The 15578-nt window shown below is 61.8% G+C and carries 14 protein-coding genes, 1 tRNA gene and 1 pseudogene; 7 read left to right on the top strand and 9 right to left on the bottom strand.

The window, feature by feature from the left end:
* A pseudogene (locus D9R08_RS06830) lies at positions 1-109 on the top strand (IS5/IS1182 family transposase); the annotation flags it as partial.
* Positions 110-126: 17 nt separating this feature from the next.
* Here the strand turns inward: D9R08_RS06830 and D9R08_RS06825 are convergent.
* The 7 genes from D9R08_RS06825 to D9R08_RS06790 all read right to left on the bottom strand — a co-directional run bounded on the left by D9R08_RS06825 (position 127) and on the right by D9R08_RS06790 (position 7944).
* Positions 127-318 carry a hypothetical protein gene (locus D9R08_RS06825; RefSeq protein ID WP_121897251.1) on the bottom strand — a complete coding sequence of 64 codons (192 nt, stop codon included), beginning with the start codon at positions 316-318 and terminating at the stop codon, positions 127-129.
* A 121-nt stretch (positions 319-439) separates the two neighbouring features.
* Positions 440-604 carry a hypothetical protein gene (locus tag D9R08_RS19095; RefSeq protein ID WP_233557314.1) on the bottom strand — a complete coding sequence of 55 codons (165 nt, stop codon included), beginning with the start codon at positions 602-604 and terminating at the stop codon, positions 440-442.
* Between the two features lie 373 nt (positions 605-977).
* Positions 978-1559, bottom strand: coding sequence for a hypothetical protein (locus D9R08_RS19375; RefSeq protein ID WP_147450633.1), 582 nt, complete (start codon positions 1557-1559; stop codon positions 978-980).
* 573 nt (positions 1560-2132) lie between these two features.
* A complete protein-coding gene (locus tag D9R08_RS06810; RefSeq protein WP_121897248.1) occupies positions 2133-3518 on the bottom strand; it encodes an IS1182 family transposase in 1386 nt (461 codons plus the stop codon).
* A 178-nt stretch (positions 3519-3696) separates the two neighbouring features.
* Complete coding sequence (locus tag D9R08_RS06805) at positions 3697-3924, bottom strand: hypothetical protein (RefSeq protein WP_121897247.1); 228 nt, start codon at positions 3922-3924, stop codon at positions 3697-3699.
* Between the two features lie 520 nt (positions 3925-4444).
* Positions 4445-6760, bottom strand: a complete 2316-nt coding sequence (locus D9R08_RS06795) for a PIG-L family deacetylase (protein ID WP_121897245.1) — start codon at positions 6758-6760, stop codon at positions 4445-4447.
* 11 nt (positions 6761-6771) lie between these two features.
* Positions 6772-7944 (bottom strand): ROK family transcriptional regulator, encoded by a 1173-nt coding sequence (locus tag D9R08_RS06790; RefSeq protein WP_121897244.1) that lies wholly within the window; start codon positions 7942-7944, stop codon positions 6772-6774.
* Positions 7945-8073: 129 nt separating this feature from the next.
* Between D9R08_RS06790 and D9R08_RS06785 the strand changes: the two genes are divergently transcribed.
* From D9R08_RS06785 to D9R08_RS06760, 6 genes are all read left to right on the top strand, one after another.
* Complete coding sequence (locus tag D9R08_RS06785; RefSeq protein WP_121897243.1) at positions 8074-9336, top strand: extracellular solute-binding protein; 1263 nt, start codon at positions 8074-8076, stop codon at positions 9334-9336.
* Positions 9333-10367, top strand: coding sequence for a carbohydrate ABC transporter permease (locus D9R08_RS06780; RefSeq protein WP_233557312.1), 1035 nt, complete (start codon positions 9333-9335; stop codon positions 10365-10367). Before D9R08_RS06785 ends, D9R08_RS06780 begins: the two co-directional genes overlap by 4 nt.
* Positions 10367-11251 carry a carbohydrate ABC transporter permease gene (locus tag D9R08_RS06775; protein WP_121897242.1) on the top strand — a complete coding sequence of 295 codons (885 nt, stop codon included), beginning with the start codon at positions 10367-10369 and terminating at the stop codon, positions 11249-11251. The genes D9R08_RS06780 and D9R08_RS06775 overlap by 1 nt, the downstream gene beginning before the upstream one ends.
* Before the next feature lie 96 nt (positions 11252-11347).
* Complete coding sequence (gene argH, locus D9R08_RS06770; protein WP_233557311.1) at positions 11348-12844, top strand: argininosuccinate lyase; 1497 nt, start codon at positions 11348-11350, stop codon at positions 12842-12844.
* Entirely contained in the window at positions 12845-13897 is a 1053-nt protein-coding gene (locus D9R08_RS06765) for an ABC transporter ATP-binding protein (protein WP_121897241.1), read from the top strand. It abuts the gene before it with no gap.
* Positions 13894-14784 (top strand): carbohydrate kinase family protein, encoded by an 891-nt coding sequence (locus tag D9R08_RS06760; RefSeq protein ID WP_121897240.1) that lies wholly within the window; start codon positions 13894-13896, stop codon positions 14782-14784. Before D9R08_RS06765 ends, D9R08_RS06760 begins: the two co-directional genes overlap by 4 nt.
* A gap of 118 nt (positions 14785-14902) precedes the next feature.
* Here D9R08_RS06760 and D9R08_RS06755 read toward each other — a convergent pair.
* A tRNA-Thr gene (locus tag D9R08_RS06755) sits at positions 14903-14978 on the bottom strand.
* Positions 14979-15109: 131 nt separating this feature from the next.
* A complete protein-coding gene (locus D9R08_RS06750; protein ID WP_233557309.1) occupies positions 15110-15460 on the bottom strand; it encodes a hypothetical protein in 351 nt (116 codons plus the stop codon).
* Between the last annotated feature and the right edge of the window lie 118 nt (positions 15461-15578).

Raw genomic sequence — 15578 nt, 5'->3', positions numbered from 1 at the left:
GTTCGGCAGGCTCAAGGATTGGAGACGCGTGGCAACCCGCTACGACCGATGCCCGAAGGTCTTCCTGTCAGCCATCGCTCTCGCCGCACTCGTCATTTACTGGCTATGAGTCCTGACCCTAAGTCTTCATCTTGCCTGACGGGCCTTCAATATGCGCAGATTGATCTCTTTGCGCGCCTCTCGTTCGCTCATGCCACTGTCGATGCAGAAAGCGGCAAGTACTCCCTCAAGTCCGGATACCAGGCCCCTTGTGTTGTGTTCTTCTTCGTAGTCTGCAATGTTGGCGACGGCATCTAAGATAATATCAGATGGTTTCATCTGTCTGTCCCATAAACTGTCCACAGGGCAGTTTCAGGCCAACTCGGTTAATTCAGTCTTAACGTCGACCCAGGGTAAAGCTAGTTTGATACGACAGGGGCAACGATATGGAGGGCGCCCATCAGTTTTGTGCATGTGCGGCTCTATCGACTGCCTCCTTGCTTGCAGCCTCCCTTACAGAGCTAAGCATTTGCTGCAATGCCTTTTCCGTGTTGGAGAACCCCTCCACCCGAGCGGCGATCAACGCGGTCTCGATACGGATCAAGTATTCGAAATGTTCAATCATCTGAAAAACCGCCTTTTGTTTCCCAAACAAGAAATCATCCAATTTCTTAACGGCGCGTTAATGCGGACGAATGTCCCGCACCGTTCGGCTGAAATTTGCGTGAATTGGCCCCTTTCAGCGGAAAGCCGCCAATGGCGCCGCACAAATCCTGTGCGTCAAGAAAGACTTATGCTCGCAACGACAGAGGTTGAGTGGAGCTGGACCTCGGATGCTTGCAGGGAGTAACCCGGCATTGCCTCCAAGATTTTTGTCGCTGATATCTCAACTGCACTTGGTTTCCGGCTTCGTCGTCATGCCGCGGTTTGAGCCTACATCACGATTCGCTGAGAATCGTGCAGCGATACATGCTGACGAGCCTACCGCCAAGCCGTAATTAGCTCTCACACGGCTCAGAGTAGACTGTTGGCGCGGTTGCGTTCGTCATGCAGGGGTCCCTAAGTAGTGGGCCTGACCTTCGCCCGATGAAGATGGACAATGCAAGTGTCACCGACTGGTGCAGGGAGCTCCCAACGCCTGCTGCGAAGTAGTTGTTCGCGGAGCGAGGGTCTACGGTCTGCAAGCGCATGATCGTATCTCTCAGCATATGTGCCATAGCGTCTACAATATAGAGCGCGGCTACTTCGACGTTGTCACTTGTTAGTGTCGGATGCTCATACATCAGACCGACGGCAACAGTTGTCACTGCGTCTCCGACCGTAGCACTGTCGGCAGGCACATCGGCGAGAGGGGCAAAGACAACTTCCAAGTATACAGCAGCAAGTATGTCGTAGAAGTTGCTGAACGCGAACTCCGCGTGCTCTCTCAAGCGGTTTGGAACGGATCGTTCGATCAATAAATGATTTGCTCGCTGTCGCATGACGGGACGTGCCAATCCGGCAATTGCTGCCACCTCCGCAGCGGAGTACGGGAAGTAGGCTAGGTCTTCGGTGTCAAATGTTGCTTCTTCGGGTTCCAAGGATCACACCTTCCGGTTGGATTTTCATCAAATAGACTGCGTCACAGAAACTAAGCTTTGGTTAAAGACTGTCCTTCTAAGGACATTGACGTTCTGCGTGTCCGCTATGTTTAGGAAAACGGAGGAAACACATGGCCAACAAGCGACCGAAGCCCAAGGAAATTGTCACGAAGTTGCGACAGGTTGAAGTTCTGACGGGGCAAGGAGTTGAGGTGCCCCTAGATTTTTAGACGCTTTGCCCCCTAACTTTGAGGCGAGGAGGCCGACATGGGGACAAACAATTACAGCGATGCGTTCAAGCTGCAATCGAAGCGCATTTGCCAGTCGATCTGCGAGGTCGGATCAATGTTTTCGTGCTGGATGTTTCGCTGCCAGGCGAGGCATCTACCTCGGCCGGCTCTTAGAGCTGAGGAAGTTATTGAGCCCTGACAAGGTTTGTGGATGAATGTCTGCTCTGGCCATTGTATCTCTCGTTTCTGCAGCGAAGTTCCGCTTCCCGCCCATTTTGTGGAAAAACAACGTGTTGCGAGCGCAGAAAGGGGCGTACTGAACTGGGTGCGAGCGCCTTTCTGGTCAGGCTTTTCGCGTTTGCTGCGGTGCGGGAAAGACCTTGGCTAGTTTGCGGAGGTTCTGGGCGGTGGCGGCGAGGAGGAATTCGTCGTTTGCGCCGCATGGACCGCGTAGTCGGAGCCGTCCCAAGCCGAGGATGCGTTCGAGGTGGGCAAATAGCATCTCGACCTTCTTGCGGAGTTTCATTGAGAGTTCGTATTGGCGGGTCTTGGCGATGTCGCGGGCATCCTGACGGGCATCTTCATGTTCCTCGCGGCTGATCTTGCGCGCATCGGCGTTCGGGCAGCACTTGGCTTTGGACGGACAGACCTGACAGACTTCTTTCAAAGCACGATACCGAGACGTGCCCTTGCCGGTCGGTCCCCGGTTCGGATCTGAGTAATTGCGCCGGAACTGCTTCAATGCGTGTCCTTCCGGGCAGATGTATTGATCGTTCTCGGCGTCCCATTCGAAGTCCGCACGCGTCCAGGTTCCGTCGTTGCGTCCGGACTTGTCGAACACCGGAATGTGCGGCGCGATCCGGCGGTCTACCAGCCAACCCAGAAGCGGTCCGGTGCCATATGCAGTGTCGGCGATCAGCCGTTCGGGATGCAGATCAAACCGCTCCTTGACCCGCTTCAACATGGTCTTGGTCGACCCAACCTCAGCCTGTCGGATTGATCTGGTGGCTTCTACGTCGACGATGACGCCGTGGTCCGTGTCGATCAGGTAGTTGTCGGAATAGCTAAAGAATGCTGGCCCTTTGCGTGCCGCGGTCCATTGGCTCGCTGGGTCGGAATGTGAGGTGAACTTCGGCTGCACCTCGCTCGCCGCACCGAACGCGGCTTCATCCAGCGTGTCGAGATACTCGCGTACGGCACGCGGTGCTTCGGCTGGATCAATGTTCGATGCGTTCCATTCTTCCTTGGGCGTCGAGTTCTGTTTGTTCGCATCCGCTTCGATCAGGCTCGCGTCGATTGCCATGCGCTGGCCGCTGACGAGACCTTCTTCGATGCACCGCGCCACCGTCGTTTCGAAGAGATGCCGGAGCAACTCGCTCTCTCGGAAGCGCCCATGCCGGTTCTTCGAAAAAGTCGAGTGGTCAGGCACACGGTCGGTCAGATCGAGGCGACAAAACCAGCGATAGGCCAGGTTCAGATGGACCTCTTCACACAGCCGCCGCTCCGAGCGGATGCCGAAACAGTACCCAACCAACAGCATCCGGATCAGCAGTTCAGGATCAACCGATGGACGACCTGTGTGGCTGTAAAAGTCTGCAAGATATTTGCGGATGCTGCCAAGATCGACGAACCGATCGATGGAGCGCAGCAGGTGATCTTGGGGAACATGATCCTCCAGCGAAAACTCGTAGAACAGTGCCGCCTGCGCTTCCTGCTTCGGTCCCATCATCGCCAATCCTCCCGCTCGTTGAGAGAACTGAACCAGCCGCTTACGACCCGATCAAGGAAGAGTTTTTCAACAAAATAAGCCCAACCTACCGAAACCGATACCGGCCCTCAGCCTTAGCGAAACGTTGTCCAAGGGTCAGGCGGTGTTGGTCGGATAGACGTTTCAGGTCAGCCAGGTGTCAGCGCGCGAAGTCCCAGAATTCATCGGGTTTAACCTCACTGGCAACCGCACGTGCTATTAGGTTGCCAGTGAGGTTCTGGTCTTTCACCGCAACCGGAACTGGTGATTTCACCTCCAAGGCCTGTTCCTTGGCCGATACGAGGATATTTCGAACCTGACGAGATATCTGCGCCGCGACATTGACCCGAAGACCATCGAAGCCTGCATGGAGTGTTTCTACGTTCATTTGTGATATCTTACACTTCGGCATTTATGGAGGGGGTGTTACAAGACCCCCCTTTCGCTCAATCATCCGGCCGACCACGCACCGCGCACGCCGCCTGGCGGCGGCCACGCGCGGTTGCGCGGTCAGCGCGATCTTGAGCTACCGATGTCATTGGGAAGTGTGCGCCTTCCTGCGCTCTGTTGCCCAGGCGATCACTTCTGACTGCAAGTATCGCACGGAGTGACCGAGCTTGTAGAACGCTGGACCATATCCCGTGACGCGCCACTTCTGAAGGGTGCGCACAGACTGACAAATCAGATGGGCGACCTGGCGTTCATTGAGAAATTCTTCTTCCGAACTTCTTGCCGGGCGAACTTCTTGCCGGGAGAGACTGTTGGTGAAGCATTATTCATCCACTTACGCCAGACAGTTCCAGGAGCATCGCCCGGCGGAGCTGGACCCCTCAAACCTCAAGATAGTGCCGCCAAAGTGCAGCAAACGCCGAGACAGGAAGCCGACTAGCTTCCCCGCATGGGCGCGATCAGTCCGGGGTGACGATATTGGCCATGAGGCGGAACGCGCCCGGCACGAGTTGGGCCATCTGGTGATGCAGGATCAGGGCCAGATGGGTGTGCCGCCCCTGCCCGATCCTTGCGGAGACGAGCGCGCCGTGAAGAGGCTCCTCGCCCGGGTCGGACATCGCCAAAAGCGGGATATAGGCCTTGTTCCATGACTTGGCGAAGTAGAGCCCGCGCTCCTTGTGCCAGCCGTCCCAGTCGCCCGGCGTGATCTGGTTCGGGGTGGTCAGAAGCGGGTGGTCCGGAACCAGATGGGTGACCGGCGCGGTCTCGTCGGTGACGCGCCAGCGCAGCGAAGGCTGACCTATTTCGAGCGCTGCGGGCGCGGTGGTTTCCGCATCCCAATTGTCCCACGGCCGGTGGTAGAGGGTGACAAGATTGCCGCCGTTCCGGGTCCAGTCATGCAGGGCCGGGATGTGGCGCGCCAGGACCGGGCGGAAGCGGATCGCAAACACGCCGATCAGGATCGTGTCGTAGCCGGAGAAGGGATCGGCCGAAGCAAGTGCCTGATCGCCGAGTTCGGTCACGTCGCAGCCGATGGCGGCCAGCCATTCCGCCGCGCGGTCGTTCCCGCCACCGATATAGCCGATGCGAGCCTTGGGCACGGCGATATCCGCAATCCGCAGCCTGAGCATCGCCGGGGTGCTGCGCAGGCGTGGGGCGATATGATCATGGGTGAAGACGCGGATGCCATAGGCCGGCTGCCCGTCCAGCAGGAGCGGCAGGTTGTATAGCCCCTCGGCGACATCCTTAGGCGCGCCCAGCATAACCTGCGGACCGGTCCAGCTTTGTGTCCAGCCCTCCGGAAGATTGAACCGGGGTGTGCCGCCGGAGATGTTGGAAACGCTCAACTCGATGTTGCGCCCGGGGCGGGCAAGGTTGAGGATTGCGGCGCGGCGCGACAGGTCCGCTCGGGCGGACGGCCCGACCAGCAGCGGCGTTTCAAGGGCGATGTGGGAGGTGGCGGCGATCCCGTCGGTTTCGATCGTGACGGCCAGAGAGGGCGCGCGCGGCGCAAGGGGATCGTAGCTGTCGGGATAGGGGTCGCTCGGTCGCGCGGCCTGAGACAGGCGCAGATCATCGCCATTGCAGTCTATCCAGTCGGGCAGGACCGGCGTGAGCGTCGCGCGCCCGAAATCGGCCGTGCGCCGCTCGACCGCCAGCGTCGTGCTCTCGCCCGGCGTCAGCCTCGGTTCGGCCAACCGCCCGCGAATATCGGGATGGGCACAGAGCCGCATCAGGCGCGCCAGTTGCGCCTGTTTCCGGGCAATCCGATGGGCGTGGAGCGGATCGGTTTGCGCCTGATCCAGCGCTGCATGGGCGCGGGCGGCGGCCGCCAGCATTCCGGCCCGGTCCGGAAATGCCGCCAATGCCGCATCGATGGCGGCCTGCGCGGGCTCCAGCGCCGGGTCCAGATCCCGCAGATCGCCCGGCAGGTTGTCGGTGATGGCCCCCCGATCGGGACCGACCTTGCTGATCGCCAGGTGCAGCGGCCAGTCGGTCTCCGCCCCGGGCGGGATCCAGCGCCCCATGCCCTGCGTGCGGTGAAAGGCCCGCGATTGCTGCGCGATGCGGGCATAACTCGCGCCAAGCACCGGGTCCGTGCCATGCCCGTCGATGGTGAGCGTGGCTTCGGGCGGTGGCAGTTCGTCGTCATAAGAACCGCCCGCCCCGGACCAAGCCGGCAGGTACAGCTTCGAGACCTGCCAGCTCGGCAGATCGCTGCCGGTAAAGGCCGGATCGGCGGCAAGCTCCATCGCCTCATGGGCGGCCGATGTCATCGCGCGATGGTGGCCATGCTGGCCCGGAATGTCGAGGAAAGTGGGGCAGATGATATCCGGCCGCTCCGTCCGCAGGATGTGGACGAAGCGGGTCAGCGTCCGGTCACGGCCCCAGCGGGCCATCGTCTCGTCGCCGGATTTCGAAAACCCGAAATCGGTGATCGTATCCTCCGGGGACTGACCCAGCCAGTAGAGGCGCATGTCGAGCATCTCGGCGGCGCGCTCCATCTCCGCGGTGCGGATGGTGCCCAGGTCGAAGCCTGCTTCGGTCCCGATATCGTTCTGCCCGCCCTCGCCCCTGTTGGCGCAGGCAAAGCTGAGATTGATGCCGTCCCGCAAACCGAGCACGGCCAGCATTGCGGAGGTTTCGTCATCAGGATGGGCGCCCGTGTTCATGAACCCGACAACCGAGCGAAGCGGCTGAAGCGCGCGCCAGATCCGGGCGATCAGGGGGGTGGCGGCTTCCGCCATGATGCGGGACTGGTCGGTGGTGGGCATCGGCACGTCTTTCAGGTGGCCAGCCCAAGGCTGGGCGTGAGGGTCTGATTGATGACAAGGGCGGCGGCCCCATGGGTCGCGGTCATCCGGCCGGCGGTGCCGGCCAGAAGCCTCGGGCGGTTTCGATCCGCCCGGTTGGAGACCGACACAGAAGGCAGCGGCGTGGTTTCGGTCAGATGCTGCAAAAGCCTTGCGGGCAAGGCCCCGCCCATGATCACCGCTTCGGGATCGTAGAGGTTCTCGACGATGTGAACCGCATGGGACAGGGCCGGGCGCGCGCCCTCGATCCAGGCCATCATCGCCGGGTGGCGCTGTTCGAAAAGCCGGTCGAGATCGGTCACGGTTTCCGCTGCTTCGCCCGCGCGCCGCAAGGCCGTGGTCAGCGCCATCCGGCTGGCGATTTCCTCCAGCGGCCTCAACCCGCCTTCGAACGGGGCCGGGACGTGGCCGATTTCGCCCGCATTGCCGAACGCGCCGCGGAAGATCGTGCCCCCGGACACGAGCCCGAGGCCGATACCGGTGCCGAAGTAAAGAAACGCATAGGAGGAAAGCCCCGCCGCCACCCCCGACACACGTTCGGCCATGGCGGCCGCGTTGGCGTCGTTTTCGACGGTCACGGCCATGTCCAGCGCCTCGGCAAACATGGCCTGCGCGTCAAGCCCCTCCCAGCCGGGCAGTTCGGTCAGGAAACCCGACAGCCCGGTCTTGCCGAAGGGCCCGGGCATCACGACGCCCGCGCCGAGGACCCGCGCGACTTTTGTGCGGCTATTGGACAGGGCACGATCGAGAAGCTGGCTCACCAGCTGGACGACATGACCGGGATCGGCCCGCGAGACCGCGACGCGATCCGTGTAAAGCGCCCGCCCGTCCAGATCGATCAGCGCGCAAAGCACCGCATTGGGGCGCAGCTCGATACCGAATGCGGTGCCCGCCGCCCCGTCGATGGCGTAAGTCACGGCCGGAAGCCCGCGCCCACCGGTCCGGCGCCCGGCTTCGTACAGCCAGCCCTCCGCCACGAGCTCTCCGATGATGTTGCTCACCGCCTGTGTGCTCAGCCCCGATGCACGCGCAATCTCGGCCCGGCCCGAGGCGCCTGCGCGCCGCACATGGCCCAGAACCAGCCCGCGATTATAGGCGCGGCTGCGTTCGGCGTTCGATCCGGGGGGCAGGAGAGGCAGACTCATGCCTCCGGGATTAACTCAAGTTGCTTGATAACTCAATTGGTTTGACTTAATCCTGAATCATCCCCGCGCTCGAATCGCGGACCCGGTGCATGCTTCGCGCAAGCCGACAACAACAGGGAGTTTCCAAAAATGTTTTCCGGACTTCGGACCACAGTCGCCGCGACCGCCGTTTCGGCCGCAGCGCTGTTTGCCGCCGCCCCCGCCATGGCAGAGGTCGAAATCGAATACTGGCAGTATTTCTTCGATGCCCGCGTCACTGCGATGGAGCAACTGATCGAGAATTTCGAGGCTGCCAACCCCGATATCACGGTCACCATGACCCATTTCCCCTACGCCAATTACAGAACGCAGGTCGCCGCCGCGATCCCGGCGGGCGAAGGCCCCGATGTGGTGCAACTCTTCTACGGCTGGTTGAATGATTACGTCGAGGCCGACCTGATCCAGCCGCTGCCGGCGGATGTCTTCTCGCCCGCCGAGATCGAGGCGGAGTTCTTCCCGATGGTTTCCGCGATGGAGCAGGATGGCCAGTACTGGGCCCTTCCCACCGCCGTGCGCAGCCTTGCGCTGTTCTATAACGAACGCCTGTTCGAAGCCGCGGGCATAGACGGCCCGCCCGAAACCCTTGACGAACTGGTCGAAATCGCCGCCGCGCTGACCGAGCGCGATGGGGCGGGCAACATCACGCAAGTAGGCCTCACCACCGGCATGACCGCGCAGGATCACCACTGGTTCCGCGAGGTTCTGGTGCGCCAGTTCGGCGGCTCCCCCTATAGCGACGACTACCGGACCGTCACCTATAATGACGATGCCGGGCGGGCAGCGCTGGAATTCTACACCGATCTTCAGGAAGAACACGGCGTCACCCAGGTGCTGTTCATGGATGAACCGCAAGCGGCCTTCCGTGCCGGGCGCGCGGGCATGCATATCGACGGCTCGTTCCGCATCGGTGCGCTCAACGACACGCGCGGGCTGAACTGGGGTGTGGCGGAGCTTCCGGCCGGTCCCGACGGGACACGGTCGAATTACTCCTCCTACTGGGTCAATGCGATCACCAGTCAGGCGGAAGGCGAGAAATACGACGCCGCCGTCCTCTTCATGGACTACATCACCTCGGCCGAGGCGATGGAGATCTGGCTGGAAGTCGTGGGAGAACTGCCTGCACGTCAAGCCGTTGGCATGACCGACGAGAATGCCAATGATCCGGTCTACGGGCCGTTCATCCGTGGGCTCGCATATGCCAACACCACACGCTTTGCCGATGAGAGCGCGCAGCGCCAGTTGATGGTGGAAATGGTGGAGCGGGTGCAGCTGCAAGGTGCCTCCGTCGCCGACAGCCTCGCCACCGCTGCCGAAGCCGAACAGGCCCTGCTGGACGACTATTACGGCGAGTGACCGCGGACCCAAGGGCGGGCACCGTCGCGGACGGGCCCGCCCATGCCCTGCTTTTCCTGACCTGCCGGAGATCGCAACCCGTGGCCGATACCTCTCAATCAGACGACATGTCGCCCACCGCCAGGACCGGTCTTTCGGCCCACTGGCACCGGCTGAGCATCCGGCAGAAACAGGTGGTCTGGGCCTGGGCCTTTCTGGCCGTGCCCATCGTTTTCTACATCGTCGTGCGCTTCTACCCTACCGGCAACGCCTTTGTGCTGAGCTTTCAGGAATGGAACCTTCTGGGCAGCCGGGAATGGGTCGGGTTCGAGAATTATGTGGATCTCTGGAATGATCCGGTCTTCTGGATCGTCTTCGTCAACACGTTCGAATATCTGATCATCGGCACGCCGATCAGCCTCGTGATCTCGTTTTTCGTGGCTTATCACCTGGACAAGGTGCGCTTCATGCATGGCACGATCCGTGCGCTCTATTTTCTGCCCTTCATGACCTCGGCCGTAGCCATGGCATGGGTCTGGCGCTGGTTCTATCAACCGGTCCCGATCGGCGTGTTCAACAACTTCCTTGCACAGTTCGGTATCCCGCAGATCGAATTCCTGCAATCCACCTCCATCGCCCTGCCGGCCGTTCTGGCCCCCGCCGTATGGGCCGGGCTCGGCTTTCAGGTCATCATCTTCATGGCAGGGCTCCGCGCGATCCCGCCGACCTATTACGAGGCCGCCCGCGTCGATGGCGTTTCCAACTGGACGATGCTGTGGGAGATCACGCTGCCGCTGCTGAAACCCACCATCGTCTTTCTGGTCGTGTTCTCATCGATCGGGTTTCTGCGGATCTTCGATCACGTGTTTAACATGACCACCAACAATCCCGGCGGGCCGCTCAACTCGACCAAACCACTGGTTCTGATGATCTATGAAACGGCCTTCGGCGGGCGCAGCCAGATGGGGGCGGCAGCGGCCCAGACCGTGGTGTTGTTCGTGATCCTGCTGATCGTGAGCCTTGTGCAGCTTCGCATTCTGAGGGATCGCTGATGGCCATTGCCGAAGACATCCGGATCAAGCCATCCTCGGAAACGCTGTTGCGTCCCGACCGGCCGAAACCGCCGCTGAACTATGCCCAGTTCATCCGTTGGGCGCTGCTGTTTCTGGGCGGCGTTCTGATGGTGATGCCGCTGGTCTACATGATCTCGACCTCGCTGAAATACTCCTTCGAGGTCTACAATCTCAACCTGATCCCCGAAGAACCGACGCTTGAAAACTACACCTATGTTCTGGAGGACGGGCGATTCTACACATGGTTCCTGAACTCGCTGATCATCGCGACGCTGACCACGATCTCGACGCTGATCTTCGACAGTCTGGTGGGCTATGTGCTGTGCAAGTTCAAGTTCCGCGGCCGCTACCTGATCTTCATCGCGATCCTGTCGACGCTGATGATCCCGACCGAAATGCTGGTGATCCCGTGGTATCTGATGAGTCAGCAACTTGGCTGGCTGGATACCTATTGGGGCATCATGTTCCCCGGGCTGATGACCGCCTTCGGTGTGTTCCTGATGAAACAGTTCTTCGAAACCGTACCCGACGATTTTCTGGAGGCCGCGCGGATCGACGGGCTGAACGAGTTGCAGATCTGGTGGTCGGTGGCGATGCCGCTGGTCAAGCCGGCGCTGGCGGCGCTTGCGATCTTCGTGTTTCTGGGCAACTGGACCGCGTTCATCTGGCCGCTGATCGCGACGACGGATACGGCGCTCTACACGCTGCCGGTGGGGCTTTCCTCCTTCGGGGATGAGGCCGATGTCGCATGGGAGCTGATCATGACCGGGGCCGCTATCTCGACGCTGCCAACATTGGTCGTATTCCTGATCTTCCAGCGCTTCATCATTCGCGGCGTCGTGATGGCGGGGCTGAAGGGATGAGGCCTCCTCGGGACAATATGCAGACGCTCAATCGCTGGCGGGAACCGGGGTCACCTCCTCCCACTCCCGCCAAGTTCATGAAGCAAAGATAAGGATATGCGTGTGAAGGATTGCTCCACGTTTCCCGACCCGGTCTACCGCGACACGGTTCTGGCGCCGCTTTTCGACGGGGTCAAAACCCATTACGCCTCCCATATGGCCCGGATCAACAGGGCGCATCTGGTGATGCTCGTGGAAACCGGCATTCTGAATGCCGAAACCGGGGCCAGCATCGCCGGCGCGCTGGCCCGGATCGACGCGGATACCGATCTGGACGCGCTGAGCTATTCCGGGGAGCATGAAGATTACTTCTTCTTCGTGGAGGACCAGCTGAAGCAACGTCTGGGCTCCGATCTGGCGGGGAGCCTGCACACCGCGCGTTCCCGCAACGACATCGACCATACGGCGTTCAAGATGGCGCTGCGCAGCCGCACCGATGCGATGCTGGCGGCCCTGCTGGACCTGACGGAGGCGCTGATCGGCAAGGCACGGGACGAGCGGGAAACGGCGATCGTTGCCTATACCCACGGGCAACCCGCCCAACCCACGAGCTTCGGCCATTATCTGGCCGCGGTGATCGAGGTGCTTCTGGCGGATATCACGCGGCTTGAGGCGGCGCGGGACGCGCTTGATCTCTGCCCGATGGGTGCAGCCGCAATCACCACCTCGGGCTTTCCGATTGATCGCGAGCGGGTGGCCGGGCTGCTGGGGTTTGCAGGGCCCAAGCAGAACTCCTATGGCTGCATTGCAAGTGTCGATTACATCACCGGGCTGTACTCGGCCCTGAAGTTGCCGTTTCTGCATCTGGGGCGGGTGGTGCAGGATCTTGCATTCTGGTCTGCCTTCGAGGTCGGGCAGCTTTACGTGCCGAACGCGCTTGTGCAGGTCAGCTCGATCATGCCGCAAAAGCGCAATCCGGTGCCGATCGAACATCTGCGCCATCTGGCCAGCGTTACCGTCGGTCGCTGCGACACCATGCTGACGACGATGCACAACACCCCTTTCACCGATATGAACGACAGCGAGGGCGAGGTGCAGGCCGCAGGCTACGGCGCCTTCGAGACGGGAGGCCGTGTGATCGCCTTGCTGACCGCGCTTCTGCCCGCCTGCACGATCCGGGCCGCGCGGGTGCGCGCCCATGCCGATGCGGCCTGCGTGACCATCACCGAGCTGGCCGATACCCTTGTGCGCGCCGAAGGCCTGTCCTTCCGTCAGGCTCATGAGATCGCCGCGATAACGGCTCAGGGCGTCATCGCGCGGGGGGCGCCGCTCAGCGACGGGTATGACGCCTTTGTCGCGGCATTCGATGCCCTGATCGGGCGGTATCCCCAATTAGACGAAACGGCTTTTGCAGACGCTGTGTCGATAGACAGCTTCATCGCCAGGCGCACGGTCTTCGGCGGCCCCGCCCCGTCTGCGCTGGATGCGGCCCTGAACGGCTACGCCCGGGATGCCGCGGCCCATCGCAGCACGCTCGACACCCGCGCCCGGCGGCTCGAAGAGGCAGACGCCGCCCTGACCGCCGCCTTTCATACCCTGACGGAGCCCAGCTAAATGGCCAATCTTGCGCTGCGCGACCTTGTGAAAACCTATGACAGGACCGAGGTTCTGCATTCGATCAATCTGGATGTGCAGGACGGTGAATTCGTTGTCTTTGTCGGCCCGTCGGGCTGCGGCAAATCCACGACGCTGCGAATGATCGCGGGGCTCGAGGAAGTGACCTCGGGCACTGTCGAGATCGGCGGGCAGGTGGTGAACAATCTGGAACCAAAGGACCGCGACATCGCCATGGTATTCCAGAACTACGCGATCTATCCGCATATGACCGTGCGCAAGAATATCGCCTTCGGGCTGCGCACCTCGAAGATGACCCGCGCGCAGAAAGAAGCGCGGATCGAGGAGGTGGCCGGCATTCTGGGCATGACCGAGTATCTGGACCGGAAACCCAACCAGTTGTCGGGCGGACAGCGTCAGCGGGTCGCCATCGGGCGGGCCATGGTCCGCGATCCGGCGGTGTTTCTGTTCGACGAGCCGCTTTCCAATCTCGATGCGCAGTTGCGCACGCAGATGCGGCTGGAAATCAAGAAACTGCACCGCAGGGTGGGCAGTACGATCGTGTTCGTGACCCACGATCAGGTCGAGGCGATGACAATGGCCGACCGGATCGTAATCATGAAGGACGGGCATATCCAGCAGATCGGCAGCCCAGCCGAGGTGTATCACGCGCCCGCGAACACCTTCGTGGCGCAATTCATCGGCGCGCCGTCGATGAACCTGCTGGACGGGCGCGGGACCGCGTCGGGCGTGACCTTGTGGACCGGCGCGGCACTCGCCACCGGCCCAGGAGCAGAGGGCAAGGCGCTGACCATCGGCATCCGGCCCGAGGATCTTCACGTGGTGGAAAGCGGCGGCGTGCTCACGGGCATCGTCTCCGTGGCCGAGCCGCTTGGGTCGGAAACGCTGGTTTACGTGGATGTGGACGGCAAGGAGATCATCGCGTCCGCCTCGGGCCGGACACCGCCGGTGGCGGGCGACCGGATCGCACTCGATCTCGACGTGCGGAACCTGCATGTGTTCGATGCCGCAAGCGGAGAGGCGCTTGCATGAACGCGCCCCTGCGCATTCTGACGGCCGGACGGATCTATTGCGATCTGGTTTTCACGCGTCTGGACGACGTGCCGGCGGCAGGCCGCGAGGTGTTCGCCGAAGGGCTGGCGCTCCGCGCCGGCGGCGGGGCCTATATCACGGCGGCCTATCTGTCGGCCCTTGGCCACGAGACCACACTGATCGGCACCCTGCCGGCGGCACCTTTCGACAGCGTGGTGCGGGCGGAAATGGCGAGCAACCGGGTGGGCGCGCTTTGCGATACCGCCCCTGCGGGAACCGATCCACAGATCACCGCGGCGCTTGTTCACGGGGATGAGCGCGCCTTTGTCACCCGCCGGCCGGGCGCGGCCCTGTCGCTGGGTGGCCCCCTGCCAGCGGCGCGCCATCTCCATCTGGGCGAGATCACGACCGCACGCGACCATCCCGAACTGATCCGCGAGGCCCGCGCCATGGGCATGACCGTGTCGCTGGATTGCTCGTGGGACGGACGCAGCCTGACGGAACCCGGCCTGTCGGAGATCATCGACGAGGTGGATCTCTTCTTTCCCAACGAGGCCGAGGCACGGGAGTTGACCCGTAATGGCATCACGATGTCCCCGCGGGTGGCGACCATCGTCAAACAGGGCCCAGAGGGCGCCGAGATACGCCCGGTGGATGCCGCCCGGTATCACCGCCCCGCGCAAAAGGCCGACCTGGTGGACACCACGGGCGCGGGAGATGCGTTCAACGCGGGGTTTCTGGGCGCCTGGCTGGAGGGGAAGCCGATGCCGGAATGCCTGGACCTGGCGATCGCCTGCGGCGCATTCGCCGTGGGCCAGATCGGCGGCGCGGGAAAGCTGCCGCGGCTCGACTATCTGCTCACAGAGCGGCAGAAAATGGAGCTTTAGAGGTCAGGTCGCGGGATTTTATGGCTCGGAGATACTCGCGTCACGGCATAGGCCCATCCGGACAGTGGAGACAGCAAAACCGCGTCCTGTACCGGCGTTGGTGACTGGAAGGAACGGATGGTGCCCCCACACGGACTCGAACCGCGGACCCTCTGATTACAAATCAGATGCTCTACCAGCTGAGCTATAGGGGCAAACCGTGTCTTAGTCTCTTCTTAGTCTCTTTTTCGAGTACGTGCGGGGAGATATAGCCCTTCGAGTCACTCCGATGCAACGCAGAAAAAACCGCAACCTTCGGGTCGCGGCTTTCTTGATTGCCAAAGAGCTACCCCATCGCCCGTGCCATCACGGGTGCCGGGTCGGCAAAGAGCAGTTTCGCGAGCGCCACGGCCTCAAACAGGATGGTGCGCGGAGACTCGGTCTCCCATAACCGGCGCCGTTTCGGCAGGTACGGCTCCAGTTCCGGGAACTCTATAGCGAGCGCTTCCGCCTCATCATACTTGTTCGGGAAGGCCTGCACCCGCTCCATGGTGACATCGAGCAGGTCGGCCTTGTCTCGGGCCACGCGGGCCAGCGCGGCGGTGATGGCGCGGCTACGGTCGCCTTTGCGGCTCTCCCCCGGAATGGCCTCGGTGATGACCACATCGGGCTCAAAGCGCGCCAGCCACTTCCTCATGGTTCGGACGGCTACGGTTGGGCTTAGCCCGGCGATGCGCGAGGTGCCCCAGTCCGTAAGCCGCTGACCAACAAAGAGGGCATAGCCAACCTTGCCGCTGGCCACGGCCACAGACAGC

This window comes from Rhodophyticola porphyridii, from assembly GCF_003688285.1.
GTDB lineage: Bacteria > Pseudomonadota > Alphaproteobacteria > Rhodobacterales > Rhodobacteraceae > Rhodophyticola > Rhodophyticola porphyridii.
This window is presented reverse-complemented; position numbering and strand designations above follow the sequence as displayed.